The sequence below is a fragment of the Streptomyces sp. NPDC087422 genome (assembly GCF_044744145.1).
Taxonomy (GTDB): Bacteria; Actinomycetota; Actinomycetes; order Streptomycetales; family Streptomycetaceae; genus Actinacidiphila.
Map to the genome: position 1 here is coordinate 1 of NZ_JBIUXT010000015.1, position 26,122 is coordinate 26,122.

Consider the following 26,122-nt stretch of genomic DNA (forward strand, 5'->3'; position numbering starts at 1 on the left):
TCCAGGGCCCAGTGGACGGTGCCGCCGGCGGCGGTGATGTTCTCCTCGAGCTGGAGGAGGTAGTGGTCGAGGTGGCGCAGGGTGTGGTCCTTGACGGCGGCGCCTGCTGCGCGGAGTTGGGGCCAGTCGGCGAGTTCTGCGATGGCTCTGGCGCGTTTGTCGCGGATGGTGTGGGTGGCGTGGGTGAGGTTCGCGCGGAGCTGGGTGTCCTTCGTGGACGAGGCGGCGGCCTTCGGGAACGACGGCAGACCCAGATACGTACCACTCATCGGACCACTTCCTGCCGGTAGGGCTGTTCCTCGGTGGACGCGAGGATCTCCGCCAGATGTACGGCCCGCAGGTCGGCGTCCTGCCGCCGCAACAGACCGTCCAGGTGCATCAGGCAGGAGTTGTCCGCGCCGCACAGCACCTGCGCGCCGCTGTCGAGCGCGTGCCGCACCTTGTCCTCGCCCATCGCGGCCGAGACGTCGGGATTCTTCACGGCGAAGGTGCCGCCGAAGCCGCAGCACTCCTCCGCACCCTCCAACTCCCGCAGCTCAAGCCCCCTCACGGCTTCCAACAGCCGCCGGGGCCGCTCACCGAGCCCCAGCATCCGCAGCCCGTGACAGGACGGGTGATAGGTCACCGTGTGCGGGAAGTACGCGCCCACATCCGTCACCCCCAGCACGTCCACCAGGAACTCCGTGAGTTCGTACGTCTTCGGCACGGCGCTCGCCGCGGCCTCGGTGAGTCCCCGGTCGCGGCCCTCGGCGACGGCCTTGGCGGCGATCCGCGGGTAGTTGTCGCGCACCATGGCCGCGCAGGAGCCGGACGGCGTGACCACGTGGTCGTAGGCGTCGAAGGCGGCGGCGTAGCGGCGGACCAGCGGCTCTGTCTCGTGCCGGTAGCCGGTGTTGAACTGGGGCTGTCCGCAGCACGTTTGGGCGGTGGGGAAGTCCACCTCGACGCCGAGCCGTTCCAGCAGGGTGACGACGGCCCGCCCGGTGTCCGGGTACAGCAGGTCGTTCACGCATGTCACGAAAAGCGCTACGCGCATGTCTCCTCCGCGCCGCGCCGCGGCAGGCCGTGCGACTGACGATGACCCATGGCGCTCATACTGCCGCAACGGCGTGACGCGGGGAAGCGAGACATCCGATGTTTATCGGAATCGGTGGCCAGAGCGGCAGGCGTGCCGACGACCGGAGCGGCGGACAACGCGGAGCGCCGCCCCTCCCGGGACGGTCGGTAAGCATCACGCGTCCCCGTGGGTCGCAGGGGACAACTCGCGTTCAGTGCACGCGTTCGAGCGAACGCTCGCTCGTGGGTTCGGCTGTTCGGGTGGCCAGGAAGGCGCGGATCTCGCGTACGGCGCTTCGCCCCGCCCGGTTGGCGCCGATCGTGCTCGCCGACGGGCCGTAGCCGACCAGGTGGATGCGGGGGTCCTTGACCACGCGGGTGCCGTCGAGCCGGACGCCGCCGCCGGGCTCGCGCAGCTTGAGCGGGGCCAGGTGGTCGAGGGCCGCGCGGAAGCCGGTCGCCCACAAGATGACGTCGGCGTCCAGCGTGCGGCCGTCGGACCACGCGACGCCGTGCGGGGTGATCCGGTCGAAGACGGGCTCGGGCCGCAGGACTCCGCGGTCCTGCGCGTCGCGGATCGCGTCGGTCGCGGCCAGCCCGGTGACGCTGACGACGCTCTGCGGCGGCAGCCCCCGGCGCACCCGGTCCTCGACGAGGGCGACCGCGGAACGTCCCCACTCCTGGTCGAAGGGCGCGCTGTGGAAGACCGGCGGGCGGCGGGTCAGCCAGGTGGTGCGGGCGACCTCGGCCAGCTCCATCAGCAGTTGCACCGCCGACGTACCGCCGCCGACCACCAGGACGTGCTTCCCGGCGAATTCCGCCGATCCCCGGTACTCCGCCGTGTGCAACTGCCGCCCGAGGAAGGTCTCCTGGCCCGGGTAGTACGGCACGAACGGGCGGTCCCAGGTGCCGGTCGCGTTGATCAGCGTCCGCGTGGACCACACACCCGCGTCGGTCTCCACCCGCAGCCGCCCCGCGACCCCCTCCCGTACGGCGGTGACGTCGACCGGCCGCCGGACATCCAGGTCGAACTCCCGCTCGTAGCGCGCGAAGTACTCGCCGACCACCTCGGCGGACGGCCGGTCGGGGTCGGCGTCGCCCAGCGGCATACCGGGCAGTTCGTGTACGCGGTGAGCCTTGCCGTAGGTGAGCGACGGCCAGCGGAACTGCCAGGCGCCGCCCGCGCCGGGGGAGTGGTCGAGGACGACGAAGTCCGTGCCGGACCGCAGCCCCGCGCGGCGCAGGAAATACCCGGCCGAGAGCCCCGCCTGCCCGGCGCCGACCACGACCGTCCGCACGTCCCGCACGCCGGACACGTCCGGCCCGTCCGCCGCGTCACCCAAGTCGTTCATGTTTCACCCAACGGTGGGGGCGAGTGAAAGCTTCCCCCGCGCGCGGGCGGCCGGGGACGCGGGAGACGTCGGTGTCCGGGCGGGCGGCGGTCTGCCAAACTGTCTGCGTCGCGCAGAGAAGCGCGACGGCACGGGCGCGGGCCTCCACGGCCGCGCGGAACCACGCAGGAGGCACCATGGCGCGGACCGACGCCCCCACCGGCCGCCGCTCCGATCTGCTGTCCGAGCTGTCCGTGGCCTCGCGCCACTACACGGCGTCGTACGCCCTGTTCAACCAGGCGCTCGCCGACTACTTCGGGCTGCACCCCACGGACGTGCAGTGCCTCAATCTGCTGAGCCTGGAGTCGCGCCCGGTCACCATCGGGCGGATCGCCGAGCTGACCGGCCTCACCACCGGCTCCGCCACCCGGCTCGTGGACCGGCTGGAACGCGCGGGTTACGTGGTCCGTGAGCGGGACACCGAGGACCGGCGCCGGGTCATGGTGACCACCGTGCCCGACCGGATGGCGGACTTCGGCCGTGTGTGGGGCGGCCTGAGCGGCGGCTGGTGGCGGATGCTCGACTCCTACGACGACGACCAACTCGCGCTCCTGCTCGCCCATATGCGCCGCACCGTCGACCTGAGCACCGCGCAGATCGCGCGGCTGCGGGCGGGTGACGTGGCCGACCCCGGCGGCGCGGGCGAGGAGCACAGGGGCGCCGCCGGGGCCTGATCCGCCGTACCCGCTACGGGCGGGTGAAGGCGGCGGCGTTCTCCGCCGCCCAGGACGCGAAGGTGCGCGGCGGACGCCCGATCAGCCGTTCAAGAGTGTCGGTCACCTCCGTGGGCGTACCGTCGAGCGCCTTCCACCAGTCGAGCAGCGCCTCGGCGAACGCCTCGGGCAGATGCTCCGCCGTCTCCGCCCGCCATGCCTCACGGCTGACCGGCACGGCGGAGATCGGCTGTCCCGTGGCGTCCGCGAGCACGTCGACCTGCTCGGCGAAGCTCAGCGACTCGGGCCCCGTCAGGTGGTACGTCCCGCCGCGCACACGGGAATCGGTGAGCGCCGCGCAGGCCGCCTCGGCGAGATCGGCCTCGTGCACGGGGTCGGTGTGGGCGCCGGGATACGGCAGATTCACCGCGCCTGACGCCTTGATGGGCCACGCCCACTGGAGGGCGTTGGCGGCGAAGGCGCCGGGGCGTAGCACGGTCGAGGCGATCGGTGAGGCGGCGAGCGCGGTCTCCACCTCCAGGTGGTGCCGGGCGATCGGGTCCCGCTCGGCGTCGGGCTCCATGACGCTGGCGGACGAGAGCAGCACCACGTGCCCGACCCCCGCCCGTTCCGCCTGCTCCAGGAACGCGCCGATGTGCGACGCCTCGGCGTAGAGGAACACCGAGTCGACCCCCGCGAGCGCGGCGGGGAAGCCGGACGGGTCGTCCAGGCTCAGGGCGGTGGTCCGCACCCCTTCCGGCGGTTCGACCTCCTCCGGCTTCCGCGAGGCGACGCGTACGTCGGCGCCCCGGTCGTGAAGGAGCGCGGTGAGGGCGCGGGCGACGCGCCCGCGGCTTCCGGTGATGAGGACGGTCATGGCGGTGTTCCCCGTTCGTGGAAAGGACTTGGGAGCGGGTGGCACAAGGAGCCGTGCGGCCGACGGAAGGTCGGAGGGAGCAGTCGTGGCGAAAACTATGCGCCACGAAGAATCTGTGTCACGCAGATAAATATGGGCGTCATCTCCAGGGCTGTCAAACGGATCGGTGACAGGGCGCCGACACGCGACGGACCCGCGCCGCCGCCGCGATCCGAGGAGCGTGCGCCGCCTCAGGGGGCCGGTGTGCGGGCCGACGGACCCGTGACCCCGGCCGGGGCGGGCATGCGCGGTTCCGAGGCCCAGCGCCGCAGCCGGGAGACGCGTTCCGCCGCCTCCTCCAGCCGGGACAGCGGCAGGTCGCCGTCGGCGACCGCGCGGGCCGCGGCCGTGTGGATCGCGTCGTGCACACCCGCGCCGCTCGCGGGGCCGAGGCGTACCAGGTCGACCCCGGCGATCCAGGCGAGCACGGCCGCGCCCGGCACGCCCCAGCCGTCGACGATCGACGGCGCGTCCAGGGTGTCGCTGACCACGACCCCGCCGTAACCCAGCTCGCCGCGCAGGATGCCGGTGACGGCCGGGCCGCTGAGCGTGGCGGGCAGACCGTCCTCGCCGGGTACGGGGGAGCGCCCCGCGGTGATCGCGCGGACACCGGCCGCGGCCCCCTCGGCGAAGGGCCGCAGGCTGCCCGTACCGGTGAACGGCCCCAGCGCGGCGGCCACTCCGTGCGTCTGGAGGTCGGTCACGAAGACCCGCGTCTCGTCGGCGCGGGTGCCGGGCCGTACAGCGAGGTGCAGATTGGCACCGGCCGCCATGAGTTCGGCCGCCGCGGCGCTGCCGCCACCCGGCCGGTGCGGCTCCGGGTGACCGGTGAGGGCGTCGGGGAGCGCCGCGCGCAGCGTGTCGGACGCCTTGCGCGCCGCCTGGCCGCGGGCGTGCACCGCGACGCCGGGGGTGCCGCGTTCCAGGCCGCGCAGGATCCAGTCGGGAAGTCTCTCGTCCGCGCCGTCGACGGCGGGCAGCAGGCACGAGTCGACGAGCACGGCGAGCCGGTGCAGCGCGTTCACGTGGTGGTCCCCCTTCGGGGCGCGACAGAGGCGGATGTCCCGAGCCCCGGCGATATCCCGAGGCCCGCCGAATGGTACAGACCAATGCCCGGAGGCGGCAATCACCCCAGGTCCGCGTCCCCCCGGTGACCCCCGCGCCCACAGCCGGCCCCACGGCCGCGGACCGCTCAGCGGCCCCCGGACAGCAGCAGCGGCGCCCCGCCCGGAGCGGACGGCGGGCGGCCGTTGGCGGCGGGCACGGCGGACAGCGGCGACGGAAGGGCCTCCAGCAGACCGCGCGCGGCCAGTTCCGGCATGACGCCCTCGCCGAACCAGTACGCCTCCTCCAGGTGCGGATAGCCGGAGAAGATGAAGTGGTCGATGCCCAGCGCGTGGTACTCCTCGATCCGGTCGGCGACCTCCGCGTGGGCGCCGACCAGCGCCGTGCCGGCGCCGCCGCGCACCAGCCCGACGCCCGCCCACAGATTCGGCGAGATCTCCAGCTTGTCCCGCTGCCCGCCGTGCAGCGCCAGCATCCGCTGCTGGCCCACCGACTCGCTGCGGCCGAGCGCCTGTTGGGCCGCGGCGACCGTGTCCTCGTCGAGGTCGGCCAGCAGCCGGTCCGCGGTCGCCCACGCGTCGCGGGCCGAGTCCCGCGCGATGACGTGCAGCCGGATGCCGAATCTGACCGTACGGCCCTCGGCCTCCGCGAGCCCCCTGATCCAGTCGATCTTCCGCTTCACCTGCTCGGGCGGCTCGCCCCAGGTCAGATAGACGTCGGCGTACCGGGCTGCGACCGGCCCGGCGGCCTGAGAGGAACCGCCGAAGAAGATGTCGGGGCGGGGCTCGGGCGGCAGCGCCACCAGCCCGCCCGCCACCTGGTAGTGCTCGCCGTCGTAGTCGAACGGCTTGCCCTCCCACACCCCGCGCACCACCGACAGGAACTCCGCGGTGCGCGCGTACCGGCTGTCGTGGTCCAGATGGTCGCCGAACCGCTTCTGCTCGGTGGAGTCGCCGCCGGTCACCACGTTGAGCAGCAGCCGCCCCCGGCTGATCCGCTGATACGTGGCCGCCATCTGCGCCGCGAGGACCGGCGAGATCACCCCGGGCCTGAAGGCGACCAGGAACTTCAGCCGCTCGGTGTGCTGGGTCAGCGCCAGCGTCGTCAGCCACGCGTCCTCGCACCACGTACCGGTCGGCGTCAGCACCCCCTCGAACCCCAACTGGTCGGCGGCGCGCGCGATCTGGGCCAGATACTCGATGTCGGGGGCGCGGATGCCGGAGACCGGCGTGATCCGGGAGCGCTTCACGCCTCCGTCGGTGTAGACATGGCGGTCCACCAGGGTGCGGCCGTCGCCGCCGGTGGGCAGGAACCAGTGCAGGTGTACGGACATCGGGCGGACGCCTTTCGATGGGCGGGATCCGGTGCGGTCCGGCGGGATCCCGGCGCGCGGCACGGGAGGTCCGCCGGATCACCGCGGGGACGTCCCGAGGGGACCGGCGGGGCCGGAACGCGAAGAAGAGCTACGGAAGCGCGGGGGAGGGGAAGCGGCGCGAAACGTCAGCGACCGCGACAACACGCGGCAGACGCCACCCGCAGGAGGTCGATGTGACCACGCGAGGTGAGCATGCAGGGACGCGGCATACAACGACGGTAGTCACGCGTCCGTCGGCAGGTCAACGCCGTCTCACCTCGCGGATGGCGGCGGAACGCGGCTGATCGCGGCGCGAGCCGCCCGCCGGGCCGGAGCCCGCGCCCCGCTGCCGGGCACGGGGACCCCGGCGACCCGCCGCGCCGACACCCCCGCCGTCCCGCGGAATTGAGTGACCATGGACGTATGGCCGACAACCTCACCTCACGCGTCATCGATATCGCGACCGGCTCCAGCGAGACCGTCCACGACCTCACCGACGCCTGCGCGTCGTTCCTGCGCGAGGCGGCGGCCGGGCGCGACGGGCTGCTGAACGTCTTCGTGCCGCACGCCACCGCGGGCGTGGCCGTCATCGAGACGGGCGCGGGCAGCGACGACGACCTGCTCGCCGCGCTCCAGGACCTGCTCCCCGCCGACGACCGCTGGAGCCACCGCCACGGCAGCCGCGGGCACGGCCGCGACCACGTACTCCCCGCGCTCGTCCCGCCGCACGCCACCTTGCCGGTACTGGACGGCCGCCTGGAACTCGGCACCTGGCAGTCGGTCGTCCTGGTGGACACCAACGTCGACAATCCGCGCCGCCAGGTCAGGCTGAGCTTTCTGGGCTGACCGGCGGGCGCTCGCCGAGAAGCGCTGACCCGCACGCCGCGCCGCTCCATCTGGAGCGCCGCCACATCCCGACGCCCCGACACACATCGCGCCAGTCATATCAGCCTTTTGCGGCGGATATGACTGGCGCGATTTCCGAAATACCGCGATGTGTTGTACCTGGGCGCTCCGCTTCTTCTGACGGGATATCACGTGTGGTGTTGACCGTTGGTGAAGTCATGCGGAAAACTCGGCACGGCTAATACGGGGCGAGTAATATACGAAGGCGGTAGAAAGCGGTGCGGCGGCGACGATTCCTGGGCTTAGCGGCGGTCGGTGGCTCGATGGTGCTGGCGGTGACCACCCTCGGCGCGTGCGGGAACACCTCACCGCGGAGCAAGGCCATCACCCTGCACGTGGTCGCCACCGACTACAGCGGTCTGAAGACCGCGAGTCCGGTGGCCCAGACCTGGAACAGCCTGGCCCGCTCGTTCGAGGAGCGGAATCCGAACATCACGATCGACGTGCAGTTCGTGCCCGTCGCCGACGCCGACGCGCAGGTCGCCACCATGGTCGAGGACGGCCAGGCGCCCGATCTCGCGCAGCTCGACTCCTTCAGCGCCTTCAGCGACGGCAAGCAGCTCTACAGCGCGGACGAACTGTTCCCGATCAGCATGCAGTCCGCCTTCGTCCCGTCGCTGACGGACGCCGGTTCCGTCAACCACGTGCAGTACGGCATCCCGTGGGTCGCCTCCACCCGGATGTTCTTCTACAACAAGAAGCTCTTCGCCCGCGCGGGCATCACCCGCGCCCCGGAGACCTGGGCCGACATCAGGCGCGACGCCGTCAAGCTCAAGGAGCACGGCGTCCCGGTGCCGTACGGACTGCCGCTCGGCCCGCAGGAAGCGGAAGCCGAGACCATGATGTGGATGATCGGCAACGACGGCGGCTACACCGACAACGTCGGCTCGTACAACCTGGACTCGGTGCGCAATGTCGACGCCTTCGTCTGGCTGAAGAAGAACCTCGTCGACGCCGGTCTCGTCGGCCCCAAGGACCCGGCCAGGACGAGTGTCAGCGATGCCTTCAGCGACTTCCTCGCGGGCCGCACGGGGATGCTCAACGGCCATCTGACGCTGCTTCCCTCCGCGAAGGCGGCCGGAATCGACATCGGAGTGGCGCCGCTTCCCGGAAGGACGGGCCCCAGTTCGCAGGCGCTCGGGAACGCCGACTGGATGATGGCCTTCCGGCAGAAGGGACACCGGGAGGCCGACGCCAAGTTCCTCCAGTACATATACAGCGAAGAGAATTTGTTGAAATTCCAACAGGAGTACAAGTTGCTCCCGGTCACGGTGAAAGTCGCGGAAACGGTCAGGATGGATCCGCGGTACCGCGATCTCGTGCCATTCATGAACCTGCTGTCGGACGCGGCGTTCTATCCTGTCGCCAAGGCGTCCTGGGCCCCGGTCAGCGCCGAACTGAAGAAGGACATCGGACAGGCCGTGCACCGCGACCCCAAGGTCGTACTGGCCGGCCTCCAGCGCGACGCCCAGCGCAGCGACGGCGCCAGGTAGTCCGAGGAGCGGACGAGGGCGCCGCCGCACGGCCGGTCAGGCACCCAGCACCTCCGCCAGGTCGTACCCCACCGGCTCCTCCAACTGCGCGTACGTGCACTCCGCGGCCTCCCGGTCCGGGCGCCAGCGGCGGAACTGCGCGGTGTGGCGGAACCGGTCGCCCTGCATGTGGTCGTAGGCCACCTCGACCACCCGCTCGGGGCGCAGCGGGATCCACGACAGGTCCTTCTTGCCGGTCCACCGGCTGGGACCGCCCGGCAGCCGGTCGGCGGCCTGCGCCTCCTCGCTCGCCCACTCCTGCCACGGATGGCCCTCGACGGACGCCATCCGCAGCGGCTCCAGCTCCGTCATCAGCGCCTCGCGGCGGCGCATCGGGAAGGACGCGCAGACGCCGACGTGCTGAAGCATCCCCTCGGCGTCGTACAGACCGAGCAGCAGCGAGCCGACCACGGGACCGCTCTTGTGCAGCCGCATCCCGGCCACCACGCAGTCCGCGGTGCGCTCGTGCTTGACCTTGATCATGACCCGCTCGCCCGGCCGGTACGGCAGATGCAGGGGTTTGGCGACGACCCCGTCGAGACCGGCGCCCTCGAAGCGGGAGAACCACTCCTTGGCCGTGTCGATGTCCTGCGTGGCGGGCGCGGTGAACACCGGCGCCGTCGCCTCCCGCAACGCCTCCACCAGCACCTCGCGCCGGTCCCGCTGCGGCACCGGCAGCAGCGTCTCGTCGCCCACGGCCAGCAGGTCGAAGGCGACGAAGGACGCGGGCGTCACCTCCGCCAGATGGCGGACCCGGGACTCCGCCGGATGAATCCGCTCCAGCAGCGCGTCGAAGTCCAGCCGACCGCCCCGCACGATGACGATCTCGCCGTCCAGCACGCAGCGCGGCGGAATCCGCTCCCGCAGCGCCTCGACCAGCTCGGGAAAGTACCGGGTCAGCGGCTTGCCCGAGCGGCTGCCCAGCTCGATCTCGTCGCCGTCGCGGAAGACGATCGCCCGGAAACCGTCCCACTTGGCCTCGTAGAGCATGCCGGGCGGGACGGCCGCGGCGGACTTCGCCAGCATCGGCCGCACAGGGGGCATCACCGGAAGGTCCATGCTGGTGATTGTGCGCGGCCCCGCCCGGCGGCGCCCGCCGACGGGCGCCGCCCGGCCGTACGGCCTAGCGTGGTCGCATGGCCGAGACGCTGGAACTGACCGTCGGCGAGCGGGCCGTCCGGGTGTCCCACCCCGACAAGGTCTACTTCCCGCAGCGCGGATTCACCAAGGCCGACCTGGTGAGGTACTACCTCAGCGTCGGTGACGGCATCCTGCGCGCGGTCAGGGACCGGCCGACCACACTGGAGCGCTACATCCACGGCGTGGAGGGCGAGTCCTTCTTCCAGAAGCGGGCCCCGAAGAATCTGCCCGACTGGATCCCCACCGCCCGGATCGCCTTCCCCAGCGGCCGGTACGCCGACGAGATCTGCCCCACCGAGACCGCCGCCGTCCTGTGGGCCGCCAACCTCGGCACCTTCACCTTCCACCCCTGGCCGGTGCGCCGCGCCGACACCGACCACCCCGACGAACTGCGCATCGACCTCGACCCGCAGCCCGGCACGGACTACGGCGACGCCGTACGCGCGGCGCTCATGCTGCGCGAGGTGCTGGACGGACTCGGCCTGACCGGCTGGCCGAAGACCTCCGGCGGACGCGGCCTGCACGTCTTTGTGCCGATCGCGCCGGAGTGGACCTTCACCCAGGTACGGCGCTCGGCCATCGCGATCGGCCGCGAACTGGAGCGCCGCGCGCCCGACCGGATCACCACCGCATGGTGGAAGGAGGAGCGCGGCGAGCGGATCTTCGTCGACTACAACCAGACCGCGCGCGACCGCACGATCGCCAGCGCCTACTCCGTACGGCCGTTCCCGCACGCCCCGGTCTCGGCGCCGCTGCGCTGGGACGAGGTGAGCAGCGCCGTGCCCGAGGACTTCGACCTGGGCACCATGCCGGGGCGGTTCGCGGAGGTCGGCGACGTGCACGCCGACATGGACGAGCACGCCTTCCGGCTGGACGCGGCGCTCGAACTGGCCGACAAGGACGAGCGGGAGCACGGCCTCGGCGACCTGCCCTACCCGCCGGAGCACCCCAAGATGAAGGGCGAGCCCAAGCGGGTGCAGCCGAGCCGCGCCAAGAAGGCCGCGTCGGACAGCGACGCGGACGGGTAGCGACGCGAAGCGGTGGCCTCCGGCCGCGCGATTCAGTCGAACGTCTCGACGTACTCCTCGGTCGGCCCCAGCTCCGGCCGGTCGCGCAGCTCGACGCGGTCGCCGAAACGCTCCAGCTCCAGCACCGTGACGGTGTTCTCGCCGGCCGTCAGCAGCGGCGCGGGCACGTAGAGGGTGACCTGCGGGCCGATCTCCCAGTACCGGCCGAGCAGCGTGCCGTTCACCCAGGCGAAGCCCTTGCCGAAGCCGGGAAAGGCCAGGAAGGTGTCGGCCGGGGCGTCCGCCGTGAACCGGGCGGTCGCGAAACCCGCGTCGCCGGACGGCGGGGCGACCGACGGCGCGCGCTCCACGTCGGCCGCGGGCCATTCGTCCAGCGGCAGTCCGTGGACCGACCAGTTGTGCACCAGGCGGCGCTCGACGCGGACCCCGCCGAGGATGCCCTTGCCCTGGCCGAGCAGCGGACCGTAGTTGATCCGGCCCTGGTTCTCGACCAGGAGTTCCAGCAGTACGGGCTCGCCGGCGCCCTCGACGGTGAGCGAGCCGGTCTCCCGGTCGAGCACACCCGCGGGCGCGCCGTCCACGAAGACCTGGGCGCGGTCGTGCAGCCCGTGCACGGTGATCTCCCGCGGGCCGCGCGGCAGACGGGGGCGGGCGCGGTAGAGCACCAGCCCCGAGGGCTGTTCCAGCTCCTCGAAGCTCAGCGGATGCGGGGACGCCACCGGCCGCGACAGCGCGGTGAGCGCGGCCAGCAGACCGGCGCCCCGGACCACGGGCAGCGCGCGAGCGGTGAGCGGCGGCGCGGTCGCGGGCAGCGGCCGGGAGGCTTCGGCCGCGCCGGTCACCGCGAGCAGCCGGTCGCGCAGGGCGAAGAACTTCGGGCCGAGGCCGCCGTGTTCGGCGACCGGCGCGTCCGAGTCATAGCTGGTCACGGTCGGCTGGAGCCTGTCGCCGTCGTGGTTGGCGCCCGCCCACAGGCCGAAGTTGGTGCCGCCGTGCGCCATGTAGACACTCACCGAGCCGCCCTCGTCCAGGATCTCGGCGAGCGTGGCCTCCGCGCTGTCGACGGTCCGGATGTGGTGCTTCTCGCCCCAGTGGTCGAACCAGCCGTTCCAGAACTCGGCGCAGACGAACGGCTCGCCCGTTCTGCGCGAGCGCAGCAGTTCGGCGGCCTGCGCGGCGCGGGACCCGAAGGTCGCCGTGGTCAGCGTGCCCGGCAGGGCGCCGCCGTCGAGCATCAGGTCGGTCGGGCCGTCCGCGGTGTAGAGCAGTTCGGTGATGCCCCGCTCCACCAGCGCGTCGCGCACCCACGCCACATAGCCGTGGTCGTCGCCGTAGCTGCCGTACTCGTTCTCCACCTGCACGGCGACCACCGGCCCGCCGCAGGCCGCCTGGAGCGCGGCGACGCGCGGGATCAACGCGTCGAACCAGCGCGCCACTTCGTCGAGGAAGGGCCGGTGCGAGGAGCGCAGCCGCATGCCGGGCGTCCCGGTCAGCCACGCGGGCAGCCCGCCGTTGTCCCACTCGGCGCAGATGTACGGGCCGGGGCGCACGATCACGTCCAGGCCGGTCTCCCGCGCGAGCGCGACGAACCGCTCGATGTCGCGCGGGCCGTCGAAGGACGGCCGTCCCCGGCGCGGCTCGTGGAAATTCCACGGGACGTACGTGTCCACGGTGTTGAGCCCCATGGCCGCGAGGCGTTCCAGCCGGTCGGCCCACTGCTCGGGGTGGACCCGGAAGTAGTGCAGCGACCCCGCCAGGACGCGGTGCGGCTGCCCGCCGCGCAGGAACGTGCCGTGCGGATACGACAGCAGGGGCGCGGGTCGGCCGTTGGCGTCCGCGGGTGCGGTGGTGGTCGGAAGGCTCACAGCACCGAACTGTGGCACAGATTGTTATCGATGCCAACGCGGTGCCTTCAGCCGGTCCGGGGCGGGACCACGAGCTGGAGAGCGCCCCCTTTGGATGGGTGCGACCGCTATCATCGGCGGCAGCGGATCAGCCGGAAGGGACCCATGAAGAACCAGAGCGCGCGCGACGCCTTCCGTCCGCCCGGCATGGCGGATGTCGCACGGGTCGCCGGGGTCTCCGCGCAGACCGTCTCGCGGGCCCTGGCCGGTCACCCCAATGTGCAGGACAAGACCCGCGCCAAGGTGCTCGCCGCCGTCGACCAGCTCGGTTACCGCAGGAACAACGCGGCGCGCATGCTCTCCTCCGGCCGCAGCCGCACCATCGGCGTGGTCACCCTCCAGACCAACTTCTACTCCCGCACCGCCCTCACCCTCGGCATCGAACGGGCCGCTCAGGAGGCCGGTTACGCGGTCAGCACCGCCACGACGGCGTCGCTGGACACCTCCGCCATCGAGAGCTCGATGCTGCGGCTGGCCGACCAGCACGTCGAAGGCGTCGTGCTCGCCGTTCCGCTGATCCATGTGAGCCGCCAGATCGAGCAGCTCACCAGCGCCGTGCCCACCATCACCGTCGACGGTTCGCGCACGTCGGCGACCGAAGTGGTCGCCGTCGACCAGTCGGCGGCGGCGCGGCTGGCCACCCGGCACCTGCTGGACCTGGGCCACGAGACGGTCTGGCACGTCGCGGGACCCGGCGAGTGGCTGGACGCGGCGAGCCGGTCGCAGGGCTGGCGCGCGGTGCTCGAAGCGGAGGGCAGGACGGTGCCGCCGGAGCTGACGGGCGACTGGTCGCCCGCCTCCGGCTACCGCAACGGCCTCATCCTCGGCCGGATCCCCGACGTCACCGCGGTCTTCGTGGCCAGTGACGAGATGGCGTTCGGCGTCATCCGCGCCCTGCACGAACTGGGCCGCAGGGTGCCGGAGGACATCTCCGTCGTGGGCGTGGACGACATCGCGCTCGCCGAGTACTGCTCGCCCTCGCTGACCACGGTGGCCCAGCCCTTCGCCGAGATGGGGGCGCTCGCGGTCTCCCACCTCATGCGGTACATCGCGGACCCGGACGCCACCTTGGAACCGGCCTCCGTGGAGCCGACGCTGGTCGTCCGCGCCAGCACGGCGCCCGCCCGCCGCTGACGGTCAGGCGCCGGCCGACGGCCTGAGGGCGTCACCACGCGCGGGGGAGTACGTCCCCCTGCCGTCCGTGCCGCCGCCTGTCCGCGTTCCCGGACCACACCGGCCGCACGACCGCCCAATGTCGGCCGCTATCACCTGTGCAAGAAGCTCTGTCGGGCTCTGGTGTTATCGATGCCATCGCCGCTACAGTCTCCACCACTCCCGACTCGCTCCCGGCTCTTCACGGCCCTAGGTGGTACAGGAATGACCTCGCGCTCGCCCCGATCACCCCACCGCGGAAGGTGGCGGCGGCAGCGGTCCGCGACCGCCGCCACCCTGCTCGCCTCGCTCGCCCTGCTGTCGGTCGGCGTCACTCCGGCGCTCGCCGCCCCGCCGCAGACGTCGGCCGACCCGGCCGCCGCCGCGGGCACCCCGATCGACCCCGCCCAGTACACGCTGGTCCAGGCAGACTCCGAGTCGCCCGCCTACCCCGCGCCCCCGGCCCTGGACGGCACGGCGCTCGCCGCGTTCGACAACGACCCGTCGACGCAGTGGACGGTCGCCTACGACGTGGTCGGCGGCGTCGGCGTCGCCAAGACCCCGATGCCGCACTGGATCACCCTCGACGTCGGCGGCTCCTTCACCCTCACCGGTGTCGACTACTCGGTGAAGAACCAGGCCAACGGCCCGGTCAAGGGCTACCGGATCTTCGTCACCGACGACGCGGCCGTCGCCAAGGACCCGAAGGGGAACTGGGGAGCGCCCGCCGCGACCGGCTCCTTCCACCAGCCGACGAGCAACACCGAGGTGCAGACCGTCGTCTTCGACAAGCCCGTCACCGGCCGCTATGTGAAGGTCGAGGCCGAGAGCGCCGTCAACGGGTCCGACAACGCCTCCGCCTCCGAGATCAGGGTCCGCGCCGTCGGCGACACCACGCCCGCACCCGTCGACCCGCCGCCCCCGGCCGACCCCGCGACCCCCGTCGAGATCAGGCACGGCGCGCTCAAGGTCACGGTCGCCAAGGAATTCCCGCAGGTCATCTCGTACGCGCTGAACGGCGGCAGCCTCGCGGGCCAGGCGTCCGTCCTGCACACCTTCGACATCAACGGCGCCGCGCACACCGCGACCACGAAGATGTCCGCGCACGGCGACACCGCGACGTACACCTCGACCTTCGCCGACCTGCCGAACGTCACCATCACCTCGACGATCACCGCGACGGCGAAGAAGACCGTCGTCTTCGCCGTCCGGAAGATCACCGGCAGCGCCGCCCGTACCGTCAACCAGTTCTCGATCCCCGGCCAGTCGCTGCTGTCGGTCGACTCCTCCGACCCGCACGCGAGCCTGGCCCGTACGAAGATCTCCACGGACTCCACGACGACGGCCGACCAGTTCCTCACGATCAGCGCGGCGGCCAAGCCCGACAAGGCGTCCGTCGGCACCCCGTACGGCTTCGTCAGCAACTCCACGCTCGCGGGCGGGCTGATCACCGACGCGACCGACGACGCCGCGCAGGACAACAACGACAACGGCAACACCCGGCTCCAGTCGCGGATCGTGGACGCGGGCGGCGGCGCGCGCCGCGCGGAGCTGTCCGTCGGCACCTACACCTACGCGCCCAAGGGCGCCACGGACCGGCGGGTGGCGACGTACGCGCTGCCGCGGACCACGGTCGTGCTCTCCGGTGACGCCAACGGCGACAACAAGGTGACCTGGGAGGACGGCGCGCTCGCCTACCGCGCCGCGATGACGCGCCCGCTCGGCGCCGACCGGGTGCCCGAACGCGTCGTGCAGCACATCCCGTTCAACTTCGCGAGCCAGGCCACCAACCCGTTCCTCAAGACGCTCGACAACGTCAAGCGGATCTCGCTGGCCACCGACGACCTCGGCCAGTGGGTGCTGGAGAAGGGCTACGCCAACGAGGGCCACGACTCCGCGCACCCGGACTACGGCGGCGACTACAACGTCAGGGCCGGCGGCCTCACCGACCTCAACAAGCTGGCTTCCGTGGGCGCCGACTACAACTCCGACATCGCCGTCCACGTCAATGTGACCGAGGCGTACCCGCAGGCCAAGAACTTCAGCTCGGGACTCATCCAGGGCCAGGTCAACGGCTGGGACTGGCTCAACCAGTCGTACCACATCGACCAGCGCACCGACCTCGGCAGCGGCGCCGTCCTCGACCGCTTCAAGGAACTGCGCAAGCAGGCGCCCGGCATCAAGACCGTCTACATCGACGCCTACTACTCCAGCGGCTGGCTCGCCGACGAACTGGCCCGCCAGCTCCACGCGATGGGCTTCGAGGTCGCCAGCGAGTGGGCCTACAAATTCGAGGGCGACTCGATCTGGTCGCACTGGGCGAGCGACAAGAACTACGGCGGCGCCACCAACAAGGGCATCAACTCCAACATCGTCCGCTTCATCGCCAACTCCGACCGCGACGTGTGGAACGTCGACCCGCTGCTCGGCGGCTCCGACATCAAGGAGTTCGAGGGCTGGACCGGCCAGGACGACTACAACGCCTTCTACCGGAACATCTGGACCGACAACCTGCCGACCAAATTCCTCCAGCACTACCAGCTCACCACCTGGGACTTCGGCGCCTCCGCCGACCTCACCGGCGGTGTCCACGTCGCGATGGCGGGCGGCAAGCGCCAGGTGACCATGGGCGGCGCGCTCGTCCTCGACGGCGACAGCTACCTGCTGCCGTGGGGCGAGGCCAAGCGCGGCAACGGCACGTCCTCGCCGAGCGACGCCGACAAGATGTACTACTTCAGCGCGTCCGGAGGCGCCCACACCTTCGACGTGACACGGCAGTTCGCGGGCACCAAGCGCTTCACCCTCTACAAGCTCACCGACCAGGGCCGGGTGAAGGCCGGTGACATCACCCCGACCGGCGGCAAGGTCACGATCAGCGGCGACAAGAACCAGCCGTACGTGCTCGCCCCGCAGTCCGGCAAGGCGCCGCACACCAACGTCGACTTCGGGCATGGCACCGGTCTGAACGACCCCGGCTTCAACGCCGGCGACCTCACGGCCTGGAACGCCCACGGCGGCGCGACCGCCGTACGCACCGCCAACGGTGACAACGTCGCCCGGCTCGGCACCGCGGCCTCCGGTATCTCGCAGCAGGTCAAGGGCCTGACGTCCGGCAAGACCTACACCCTCAGCGCCAACGTCGAGATCGCCAAGGGGCAGCGCAGGGCCACCACCCTCGCCGTCACCGGCGGCAAGCAGCCCGCCGCCAACACCTTCGACACCACGCCCGCCGCCAACCAGATGGCCGCGGACGCCAAGCAGGGCACGTACTCGCAGCGCGCGTCGGTGACCTTCACCGCGCCGTCCAACGGCAAGGTCACCGTCGCCGTCAGCGCGGTGGCGGGGGGCGCGGCCGTCACGCTGGACGACATACGCCTGATGGCCGACACCACGCTGCCGCTGCCCAAGAAGGCGGCCGGTTCTGACGGGACCGTCCTCGCGCGGGACGACTTCGAGGGCAACCAGCCCGGCTGGGGACCCTTCGTCAAGGGCGACGCGGGCGGCGCCACCGACCCGCGCACCAGCATCAGCGACCTGCACGCCCCGTACAGCCAGAAGACCTGGAAGAACACCTACTCGCCGTACAACTCAGGGGCCCTCAAGGGCCAGGCGGTGGACGACGTCATCGGCGGGAACCACTCGCTCAAGGCCCACGAGGAGAACAGCGGTCTGGTCTACCGGACGGTGCCCGCGACCGTGCCCTTCGTGGCGGGCCACACGTACGCGGTCTCCTTCCGCTACCAGACCAACCTCGACGGCCAGTGGGCCTGGGTGACCGGCGCGGACGTCGTCGGCGGCGGAAAGGTCGCCTCGAAGGACGTGACGCGCGACGTGCTCGCGCCCGCGCTCGACACGGCCACGTACTCCAAGGAGATCGTCGCGGGCTGCGGCGACACCTGGGTGGGGCTGCGCAAGCTCGGCGGCGCCAACGGCACGGACTTCGTGCTGGACGACTTCTCGGTGACCGACCTGGGCCCCGCCCCGGCGGGTCCGGCGTGCGCGAGTGTGACGACGCCGCCGACCGCCGAGCTGAGCCCCGGCGTGCCGAGCGAGTACGTGACCACCTTCACCAACAGCGAGCTGACCGACGCCACCGGCGTCGTCCAGCGGCTCGACGGCCTGCCCGCCGGGTGGACCGCGGCGGTGAAGACCGAGCACGGCAACAGTTTCGCCACCGTGAAGCCCGGCGCGTCGGTGAGCACCACCTGGCTGCTGACCCCGCCCGCGGGCGCGGCGGGGACCGCCGCCTCCTGGAAGGTCGTGGCGGGCTACACCGACGACGGCGCCACCAAGTCGGTGTCGGCGGACGCCAAGGCGACCGTCGCGACCCGCGCGCTGCTCTCGCCCAGTTCGATGACGGCGACCGCGGACTCCGAGAACCTCTCCTCGGGAGCCGCGGAAGGACCGGTCTCCAACGTGCTCGACGGTGACCCCGGCACCATCTGGCACACCGACTACACCAACTCCGAGGCGCCGTACCCCCATTGGGTGACCCTCAAGCTGGGCGGCCCCGCCGACCTCGACGGCTTCGGCTACCTCGACCGCCAGAGCGGCGGGCAGAACGGCCGGGTGGCCGGCTACGAGGTCGCCGTCTCCGACAACGGCACTACCTGGACGACCGTCGCCCGCGGCACCCTCGTGGACTCCCCGTCGACCCAGGTCATCGCCTTCGACCGGGTCCGCGCGAGCTATGTCCGCTTCACCGCGCTCAGCGCGCTCAACGGACTGCCGTTCGCGGCGGCAGCCGAGATGCGGGCCTACGGCAGTTACGCCGACACGCCCGTCGGTTATCCGCCGGATCCCGCACCGGGCGCCTGACCACGGCCCGAACGGGCACCACGCGGGGCGCGCCCCCCTCCCTGACCGGGGAGGGGGGCGCGCCCCGTCGTTCTCGGGTCAGTTGACCAGCGGGAGGAGCTGAAGGCGCTCGGCCGCCGAGATGAGCGGGTCCACGTCGACCGGCTCCTCCGTGACGTCGTCGATGACGGACACCCGCACCGCGGGCACGGGCGCCGTGTCGATGGTCGCCGCCAGGTCGAGCGCGAACAGCACGTTCACCGGCCGCGCCCCGCGCGAGTCCTCGTGGACGCCCGCGAACCGCAGGATGCGCCAGCCCTCGTCGTCCCAGTGGTCGAGCAGGGCGGAGCGGACGACGGGAGCCGTCGCCTGCCAGGCCAGGGAGTTCTCCAGCAGCTCCACGGACGCCGCGACCGGCACCCGTTCGCCGGAACCGCTCAGCGGATGCCCGAGGACCCGCAGCCGCAGCTTGCGCAACGGCCGCAGCCACCGCTGGTCGAGGTCGGAGGACAGACCGAGCAGTACCGCCGCGGCCACCACCAGGACGACGGCCGACGGCACCGGATCCCCGCCGATCCGCGACCACCACGTACGGTCGGCGGCCACGGCGGCCAGACCGCCCACGACGACCAGACCGGCACGGGTGAAGGACCGCCAGCCGACCGGCCCCTCGTCACGGGCGCTGCACCCGCAGGACGACTCGGGCGCCGTCGCCCGCGCGTAGCCCAGATACGCGGTGAAGCCCGCGCCCAGGACCGCGGTTGCCACGGCGGGCGCCACGGCCTCGGGAACGGCGAGCAGCGCCGCCGCGATCAGCAGCTCGACCGCGCCCACCGCGCGCAGTGCCCGGGTGGCGCGGTGGCCGTTGCCCAGGACCCGCACCAGGACGGTGTTCGCGGCCAGTTGGGCCGTACGGCGGCCGAAGAGCTTCGGCGCGCCGGTCACGGCGAGCAGGACCCCGCACAGCAGCGGCGCCAGACTCGGGATGACGGAGATCATCGCGCTCCCTCCTAGTGGCCGACGGTCACGCGGGCGATGTCGATGGTGTCGTCCTCGGGACGCCAGGCGCCGAGGATCTGCGCCGACTGCCCGATCCGCACCCGCGACAGGTCCGAGGTGAGCGCGCCGCCCAGATACGAAGCGGTGGTCGTCTCGGTGACGATCCGGCCCACGACGGCGTGGTTGTTGCCGTGCGTGAGGTGCAGCCGGTCCTTGGCGATGCCCTGGATCTCGCAGAAGAGATTCACGATGTTGACCCACACCGCGTCGGCCGCGATGGTGCCGTCGGGCATGTCGACACCGCGCGCGTACAGGCCGTCGCCGACCTTGATCTCCGCCGCGGTGGTGGGGCGCAGCTTCCAGACGCTGGTGGCGTTGGTGAGCTGGATGAGGTGCTGGTCGCCGTAGGAGCCGGCGACCTCCAGCACGGTGCCGTTGATCGCGGTGATCCGGCCCTCGGCGAACGCCGACTTGGAGATCGCCGGGTCGAGCGACGGCATCGGCGCGGCGAAGGCGGCGTCCGCGTCGATGCCGCCGAGCGCGGTGGCGCCGACGATGGTCGCACCGCCGAGCGCGGCGGTGGTGAGGAAGCGCCGGCGGTCCATCCGGCCGCGGCCCGCGGGATTCTGGTCGTGGCTCATGTCGGTCCTCCTCACTCGTAGATGTAGACGGGGAGCTTGCCGGAGCTGAGATTGCCGATCGCGGAGAACGCGGCCGGGGTCAGGTCGATGACCCGGTTGGTGCGGCAGACGCCGTTGCAGCACGCGGACTCGCCGCAGAAGCTCTTGGTGCGCGGTCCGCAGTCGGAGACCGTGACGCAGACCGTCGCGCCGGAGCACTGGTGCTTGACGTTCATCACCGAGCCGCAGCCGCGGCGCGCGATGGTCTCACCGCACAGGTCGGGCCGGGTGATGTCGAAGCACGCCTGGGAGGCGTTCGGCCACGCCGCCTGGTGGGCGTTGGACTGGCAGGTGCCGCAGGCACCGGTGCCGGTGCTGCCGCAGGGGCCCCAGGCGCTGCCGCAGCAGAACCAGGTGGTCTCACCTGCCCAGAGACTGGTCGATCCGCAAGCCATGTCGATTCCCTTCGCTCGCGCGCAGGCGTTGTGACCTGCGCATGACAACACAAGGTGCGTGCCGCGCCATGCGTGACACGTGACACGGGGCCGCCGGTGGGGACGGCGGCGGTGCTGGGTGTTCGGCGTCCGGGATGCGCGCGCTCGCGGGGGAGGTGGGGCGACGGGCGGGGCCGCGAGGCGGTGGGGCGGTGTGGCGTGAATTGCGCGGATGTGCGAGGTGCGTGGTGCGCTCGATGCATGGGGGGACAGTGGGGGGTTCGGGTGCTGCGAGTACTGAGGGTGGCGCGGGTCCTGTGGGGATTCCGGGGCATGTGGGGACGCCGGGAGAATTGCATGCCCATGACAAGGTGTGCGTCGGATGGGTCGGCAGTGATGGTGGAACACGGCCATGATGCGCGCTTCTACGCGCGTCCGCCAGAGGGCGGGAGACACGAGAGGCCCTTGGGGCGGGCGGCACGAGCCGTACGGTGCGGGGTACCGGGCGTTGGCCTCGGGCATCACGGCCGCCGCGCGGCGCGCGGACGCGTGGGCCGTCTTTTGCGGGGTGCCCGGGATGTCGTGATCCAGCCAGCCGCGGCCACGGCGGCTCGCGTACGCCTACGATCTGCCGCCTGCCGCCTGCCGCCTGCCGCCTGCCGCCTGCCGCCTGCCGCCTGCCGCCCGCGTATCGGGCGCGGTCGCTGGGGGTGTCGCCCGGCGGTGAAGGGCTACCGGGTCGCCCGCTGAGCGCCACCGCCTGATCCGTCGCCCGATCCGGCGCCGGGCCCCGGGACCCCGGCCGCCCTGCCGCCCGGTCCGCCGCCCTGGCGTCGGGTCGCCGCGCTGCGGCCCACGGCCTCCACCAGCGGCAGCACGCGGTACGGGACCCGCTCGCGCAGGGCGATCTCCGTACGGGTGCGGACCACGCCCGGCAGTTGGATCAGCCGCTGGATGATGTCCTCCAGATGGGCGTTGTCGCGGGCCGCGACCCGGGTGAGCAGATCCCCGCCGCCGGTGATCGAGAGCGCCTCGATGATCTCCGGCACGGCCGCGAGCGCTTCGCCCACGTCGTCCAGGCGCCCCTGCGTCACCTCGATCCGCACGAAGGCCAGCACCGGGTGGCCCAGCGCGGCAGGCGACACGCGTGGTCCCGCCGTGGTGATCACCCCGTCACGCTCCAGCCGGTCGAGCCGGGCCTGGAGGGTGCCGCGGGCCACGCCGAGTATGCGGGCGTACTCACGGACGCTGGTGCGCGGCTGCTCCAGCAGCAGCCGCAGGATGCGGGTGTCCAGTGCGTCGACGGCCATGGGCCACTGGTCTCCTCATGGTCGATGACAGGACACCCTCACCGTACCAATGGCACAGCGCCGAGCGACCAGTTTGAGCCACTGCCCGCTCGGGTGCTTTCCTGGTGGTGACGATGGCGTTGCGGTCCTCCGCAACGCCTTTGCCATGTCCGGCGCCGACCGCCGCCGGGCACCCGTACCGGACAGGGGTGGAACCGCACACGTGAAGAAGTTGTTCGTCGCACCGGATCCGGGCCGCGCGCGGCTGCGCCACGCCTCCCGCGCCGTCCTCGGCATCGCGCTCGCCGTCACCGCGGCGGGCCTGGCCGGATTTCCGCTGCCCGCGATGTGCGGCGGCGGTCTCGCCGCGCTGCTCGCCTTTTTCGTCGTCGCCGACCCCCGCGTCGGCCAGCAGGCGGTCACCATCGCCCTGATGCCCCTGACCGGACTGCCGGTGCTCACCGCCGCGGCCTGGCTGCACCCGTACCCGCTCGCCCGCGACGCCGCCTTCGTCGCCGTCGTCCTCGCCGGGGTCTACGTCCGCCGCTGGGGCGCCCGCGGCCACGCGCTCGGCGTCTTCGGCTTCATGATGTTCTTCATCGCGCAGTTCCTGCACGCCGTACCGGCCGAACTCCCCGAGCTGTACGCGGCGATCGGCCTCAGCCTCGCCGTCGCCGCCACCGTCCGCTTCGGCCTGTGGTGCTACGAACGCGGCGCCGCTCCCGTACCGGCCATCTCTCTTGTCCAACCGCCCGGTCTGCGCAGGCCGACCACCCGGCAGGCCGTCCAGGCCGCGACCGCCGCGGCCGGAGCCCTCGCGTTCGGCCAGGCACTGTCGGAGGACCGCTGGTACTGGGCGGTCGCCACCTCCTGGTGGATCTTCGTCAACACGGCGTCGCGCGGCGAGACCCTGGTGCGCGGCTTCCGCCGCGTGCTCGGCACCGCGCTCGGCATCGTGGCCGGATTCGCCCTCGCCCTTCCCCTGCACGGCGCCCCCGTACCGTCCGCCGTCCTCGTCGCGGTGTGCGTCTTCGGCATCTTCTACAGCGCGGCCGTCTCCTACTCCTGGATGACCTTCTTCGTCACCGTCATGGCCGGCTCCCTCTACGGGCTGCTCGGCGTCCTGCACCCGGCGCTGCTCCTGCTGCGCCTTGAGGAGACCGGGGCGGGCGCGCTCTGGGCGGCCCTCGCCGTGCTGCTGGTGCTGCCGGTCACCACGCACGCCGCCACCGACGCCTGGATCCAGCGCGCCCTGGAATCCGTACGCGACTTCACCGCGCAGGCCGCCCGGCACCTCGCCGGTGAACCCGGCGCCGACCTGGCGGGACGCGCCGCCGAACTGGACCTGGTACTCGGCCGGGTACGCGCCTGCCTGGCGCCGCTGGTGCACCCGCTGAGCCCCCTGCGGGCCCGCAGAGCGCGGGCCGGTCACGTACTGCGCCTCCTCGACGCCTGCGCCCACCAGGTGCGCGGCCTCGCCGAGGTCGTCGCCCACCCCGAAGCGGGCCACGACGAGCGGCTGTCGGCCGCCTGCCGACGGGTCGAGGACGCCGTGCGCCGCCTGGTCGTACGCGGCGTCGAGGCACCGGAACCCCGGCCGGAAACGCCCCGGGACGGCGTGGGACATCCGCACGCCGAACGCGCGCTCGGCCACCTGCGGGTCCTGGAAACGGCGCTCACCGACCTCGCCGCCCCCCTGCACGCCGACCCCCGGGCGCCGCTCGCCGCCTGACCAGTGGGACCCGGGGGCGACGCGGCCGCCGTCAGGTACTAATCTCAGCCGCCGTACAGACATCAGGCGGAAGAGGTACGGCAGTGGCCGGGCACGTTTACATCGGGTCGTTCACTTCGGCGGGCGGGCGAGGGCTCACCACGGCCGCCGTCGACCCGGACACGGGAGCGCTCACCGCGCTCGGCGACAACGCCGAGGTGCAGAATCCGTCCTTCCTCGCCCTGTCCGACGACGGGCGGACGCTCTACACGGTCGGCGAGACCGAGCCGGAGGGCACCGCCGCCGCGTTCTCGCTCGCGGACCCGGCCGCGCCCCGGCTGCTCGGCGCGCCCGTGCAGGTGCACGGCGGCTGGCCCACCCACCTCGCCGTCCACCGCGGCCACCTGCTCACGGCCAACTACGCGGAGCCCGGCAGCGTCAGCGTCCTGTCCATCGGCGAGGACGGCGCGCTCGGCGGACTGCGCTCACTGCTGGAGCACGAGGGCGACGGCCCCCACCCCGAGCGCCAGACCGGGCCGCACGCCCACGCCGTGCTGACCGACCCCAGCGGACGCTGGGCGGTCAGCGTCGACCTCGGCACCGACTCGGTGCGGGTCTGCGAACTGGACGCCGACAGCGGCGAGCTGGAGATCGAGCGCGAGCTGGGACTGCGCTCCGGGATCGGCCCGCGCCACCTCACCTTCCACCCGGCCGGCCACCACGCCTATGTGATGAACGAACTCGACTCCGTCGTCACCGTCTGCCGCTGGGACCCCTCCATCGGCAGCCTGCGCCCGCTCGCCGAGGTCCGCGTGCTCCCCGACGGCACCGAAGGCGAGAACTACCCCTCGGAACTGGTCGTCTCGCCCGACGGCCGCTTCGCCTGGGCCGCCAACCGCGGCCACAACAGCATCGCGGTGCTCGCACTGGACGAGACGGGGGAGCGGCTGGAACTGCTCGACACCGTGAGCTGCGGCGGCGACTGGCCGCGCCACCTCACCCTCGACCCGTCGGGCACCCGGCTGTACGCGGCCAACGAGCGCTCCGGCGACGTCACCTGGTTCGACGTCGACCCGGGCACCGGCATCCCCAAGCAGGCCGGTTCGCTGGCGCTGCCCGCCGTGTCCTGCGTGCTCTTCGCCCGGCCCTGACGCCGCGGCGGCGGGCTCGCGCGGCCCGCACGACGAGGAAACGGCGCGGGCGGGCGGTCTTGTCGAAGGACCGCCCGCCCGCGCCGTTGTCGTCGCCGTGTCGACGCGCCGCCTCGTTCAGTGCGAGGGCGCGCTCTCCTGCTGCTGCATCGCGATGCCCAGCGCGCCCGCGTAATGCGTGACCACCAGCTTGCCGACCGCCGGGTACGGGCCGAGCGCGTCGGCGCCCGAGCAGCCCGCCTCCGCCGCGGCGGTGTGCAGGAGCTGCGGCGCGATCTCCGGGCCGATCAGGCACGGGGCGAGCGCGAGCCGGCCGGAGCCGGAGGAGCGCAGCTGCTCCGCCGCCCGTGCGATGGAGCCGTCCTCGTCGAGCGCGGCGGCCAGCACCGGCACGGCGAGCCGCGCGGCCAGCAGCAGCCCGGTCACACCCGCGGCCTGCGCCGCCTCCTCGCCGCCGACGGTCGCCAGGATGATCCCGTCGGCCGCGGTCGCCACGGTGAACAGCCGGGCGCGGTCGGCGCGGGCCAGACCCGCCTCGGCGAGCCGGACGTGCAGCGCCTCGGCGAGCAGCGGGTGCGGACCGAGGACGTCGGTCAGCTCCACCTGCGCCTTGGTGTCGGCGATGGCCTGCCGGATCCTGCGCAGCACCGAAGCCTCGGGTCCCGCGAGCAGCGGGACGACGACGGCCGCGGTGTCCTCCCCCGACCGCTCGTCCGCGATCGCGGCCAGGACGCCGCGCAGCGCCGGGAATTCGGTCTCCGCGCCGTCCTCACCGTCGACGAAGCCGATCCGCGGATCGAGTCCCGACAGCTCGGAGCGGGCGATGCTCACGACCTCCTCCGCCAGACTGAGCGCGGCGGCGGTGGGAGTGCCGGGGACGGCCAGAACCAGCACCGGCGCGCCCTCGGGCGCGGCCAGCGCCTCCGGTCGGCGGTGACGTCCCGGCTGGCGCGGGCGCGGCATTCGAACGGGAAGGCCGGAGGCGGGCCCTGTGGCAGTGCTCATGGCGACGCATGCTAACGCC

The 26,122-nt window shown here is 72.5% G+C and carries 20 protein-coding genes and 1 pseudogene; 8 read left to right on the forward strand and 13 right to left on the reverse strand.

Going from position 1 to position 26,122, the window contains the following annotated elements; genetic code table 11:
* The 3 genes and pseudogenes from ACIO6U_RS32500 to ACIO6U_RS32510 form a co-directional block, all read right to left on the reverse strand.
* Positions 1-269: pseudogene (locus ACIO6U_RS32500) on the reverse strand ((4Fe-4S)-binding protein); the annotation flags it as partial.
* Positions 266-1,036, reverse strand: coding sequence for a (Fe-S)-binding protein (locus tag ACIO6U_RS32505; RefSeq protein ID WP_401314068.1), 771 nt, complete (start codon positions 1,034-1,036; stop codon positions 266-268). The pseudogene ACIO6U_RS32500 and the gene ACIO6U_RS32505, both read right to left, overlap by 4 nt.
* A 232-nt stretch (positions 1,037-1,268) precedes the next feature.
* Positions 1,269-2,408 carry an NAD(P)-binding domain-containing protein gene (locus tag ACIO6U_RS32510; protein WP_401724580.1) on the reverse strand — a complete coding sequence of 380 codons (1,140 nt, stop codon included), beginning with the start codon at positions 2,406-2,408 and terminating at the stop codon, positions 1,269-1,271.
* Positions 2,409-2,584: 176 nt separating this feature from the next.
* Between ACIO6U_RS32510 and ACIO6U_RS32515 the strand changes: the two genes are divergently transcribed.
* Positions 2,585-3,121: a MarR family transcriptional regulator gene (locus tag ACIO6U_RS32515; protein ID WP_355343699.1), complete on the forward strand. Its 537-nt coding sequence runs from the start codon at positions 2,585-2,587 to the stop codon at positions 3,119-3,121.
* Between the two features lie 13 nt (positions 3,122-3,134).
* Here ACIO6U_RS32515 and ACIO6U_RS32520 read toward each other — a convergent pair whose 3' ends face one another.
* The 3 genes from ACIO6U_RS32520 to ACIO6U_RS32530 all read right to left on the reverse strand — a co-directional run bounded on the left by ACIO6U_RS32520 (position 3,135) and on the right by ACIO6U_RS32530 (position 6,414).
* Positions 3,135-3,977, reverse strand: a complete 843-nt coding sequence (locus ACIO6U_RS32520) for an NAD(P)H-binding protein (protein ID WP_391050270.1) — start codon at positions 3,975-3,977, stop codon at positions 3,135-3,137.
* Between the two features lie 230 nt (positions 3,978-4,207).
* Positions 4,208-5,041 (reverse strand): glycoside hydrolase family 3 N-terminal domain-containing protein, encoded by an 834-nt coding sequence (locus ACIO6U_RS32525; RefSeq protein WP_355343705.1) that lies wholly within the window; start codon positions 5,039-5,041, stop codon positions 4,208-4,210.
* Positions 5,042-5,208: 167 nt separating this feature from the next.
* A complete protein-coding gene (locus ACIO6U_RS32530) occupies positions 5,209-6,414 on the reverse strand; it encodes an LLM class flavin-dependent oxidoreductase (RefSeq protein ID WP_355343708.1) in 1,206 nt (401 codons plus the stop codon).
* Positions 6,415-6,858: 444 nt separating this feature from the next.
* On the opposite strand from ACIO6U_RS32530, the gene ACIO6U_RS32535 reads away from it, so the two are divergent.
* Together ACIO6U_RS32535 and ACIO6U_RS32540 are read left to right on the forward strand one after the other, a co-directional pair.
* Positions 6,859-7,281 carry a secondary thiamine-phosphate synthase enzyme YjbQ gene (locus ACIO6U_RS32535; protein ID WP_355343711.1) on the forward strand — a complete coding sequence of 141 codons (423 nt, stop codon included), beginning with the start codon at positions 6,859-6,861 and terminating at the stop codon, positions 7,279-7,281.
* Positions 7,282-7,604: 323 nt separating this feature from the next.
* A complete protein-coding gene (locus ACIO6U_RS32540; RefSeq protein WP_355343714.1) occupies positions 7,605-8,834 on the forward strand; it encodes an extracellular solute-binding protein in 1,230 nt (409 codons plus the stop codon).
* 36 nt (positions 8,835-8,870) lie between these two features.
* On the opposite strand, the gene ACIO6U_RS32545 is transcribed toward ACIO6U_RS32540, so the two are convergent.
* Positions 8,871-9,932, reverse strand: a complete 1,062-nt coding sequence (locus tag ACIO6U_RS32545; RefSeq protein WP_355343717.1) for an ATP-dependent DNA ligase — start codon at positions 9,930-9,932, stop codon at positions 8,871-8,873.
* A gap of 77 nt (positions 9,933-10,009) precedes the next feature.
* Here ACIO6U_RS32545 and ligD point away from each other — a divergent pair, with 77 nt between their 5' ends.
* Positions 10,010-11,041: a non-homologous end-joining DNA ligase gene (gene ligD, locus ACIO6U_RS32550; protein ID WP_391050262.1), complete on the forward strand. Its 1,032-nt coding sequence runs from the start codon at positions 10,010-10,012 to the stop codon at positions 11,039-11,041.
* Positions 11,042-11,073: 32 nt separating this feature from the next.
* On the opposite strand, the gene ACIO6U_RS32555 is transcribed toward ligD, so the two are convergent.
* On the reverse strand, positions 11,074-12,906 hold the full coding sequence (locus ACIO6U_RS32555) for a glycoside hydrolase family 35 protein (protein ID WP_401724586.1): 1,833 nt from the start codon (positions 12,904-12,906) through the stop codon (positions 11,074-11,076).
* 144 nt (positions 12,907-13,050) lie between these two features.
* On the opposite strand from ACIO6U_RS32555, the gene ACIO6U_RS32560 reads away from it, so the two are divergent.
* The gene (locus ACIO6U_RS32560; protein WP_401724589.1) at positions 13,051-14,079 is read left to right on the forward strand and encodes a LacI family DNA-binding transcriptional regulator; all 1,029 of its coding nucleotides are present in this window, start codon (positions 13,051-13,053) and stop codon (positions 14,077-14,079) included.
* A 243-nt stretch (positions 14,080-14,322) separates the two neighbouring features.
* Positions 14,323-18,915: an endo-alpha-N-acetylgalactosaminidase family protein gene (locus ACIO6U_RS32565; protein ID WP_401724592.1), complete on the forward strand. Its 4,593-nt coding sequence runs from the start codon at positions 14,323-14,325 to the stop codon at positions 18,913-18,915.
* 78 nt (positions 18,916-18,993) lie between these two features.
* Here the strand turns inward: ACIO6U_RS32565 and ACIO6U_RS32570 are convergent, their stop codons facing one another.
* The 4 genes from ACIO6U_RS32570 to ACIO6U_RS32585 all read right to left on the reverse strand — a co-directional run bounded on the left by ACIO6U_RS32570 (position 18,994) and on the right by ACIO6U_RS32585 (position 22,257).
* Positions 18,994-19,893: a MauE/DoxX family redox-associated membrane protein gene (locus ACIO6U_RS32570; RefSeq protein ID WP_355343733.1), complete on the reverse strand. Its 900-nt coding sequence runs from the start codon at positions 19,891-19,893 to the stop codon at positions 18,994-18,996.
* Between the two features lie 11 nt (positions 19,894-19,904).
* The gene (locus ACIO6U_RS32575; RefSeq protein WP_401314053.1) at positions 19,905-20,534 is read right to left on the reverse strand and encodes a cell wall protein; all 630 of its coding nucleotides are present in this window, start codon (positions 20,532-20,534) and stop codon (positions 19,905-19,907) included.
* A gap of 11 nt (positions 20,535-20,545) precedes the next feature.
* On the reverse strand, positions 20,546-20,968 hold the full coding sequence (locus tag ACIO6U_RS32580) for a hypothetical protein (RefSeq protein ID WP_188284393.1): 423 nt from the start codon (positions 20,966-20,968) through the stop codon (positions 20,546-20,548).
* Between the two features lie 710 nt (positions 20,969-21,678).
* Positions 21,679-22,257, reverse strand: coding sequence for an Lrp/AsnC ligand binding domain-containing protein (locus ACIO6U_RS32585; protein WP_391050250.1), 579 nt, complete (start codon positions 22,255-22,257; stop codon positions 21,679-21,681).
* 145 nt (positions 22,258-22,402) lie between these two features.
* Between ACIO6U_RS32585 and ACIO6U_RS32590 the strand changes: the two genes are divergently transcribed.
* Both ACIO6U_RS32590 and ACIO6U_RS32595 read left to right on the forward strand, forming a co-directional pair.
* Positions 22,403-23,968 (forward strand): FUSC family protein, encoded by a 1,566-nt coding sequence (locus ACIO6U_RS32590; protein WP_401724598.1) that lies wholly within the window; start codon positions 22,403-22,405, stop codon positions 23,966-23,968.
* A gap of 83 nt (positions 23,969-24,051) precedes the next feature.
* Positions 24,052-25,098, forward strand: a complete 1,047-nt coding sequence (locus tag ACIO6U_RS32595) for a lactonase family protein (protein ID WP_401724600.1) — start codon at positions 24,052-24,054, stop codon at positions 25,096-25,098.
* 117 nt (positions 25,099-25,215) lie between these two features.
* Here ACIO6U_RS32595 and ACIO6U_RS32600 read toward each other — a convergent pair whose 3' ends face one another.
* Positions 25,216-26,103: a hypothetical protein gene (locus ACIO6U_RS32600; RefSeq protein WP_355343749.1), complete on the reverse strand. Its 888-nt coding sequence runs from the start codon at positions 26,101-26,103 to the stop codon at positions 25,216-25,218.
* Positions 26,104-26,122 lie beyond the last annotated feature (19 nt).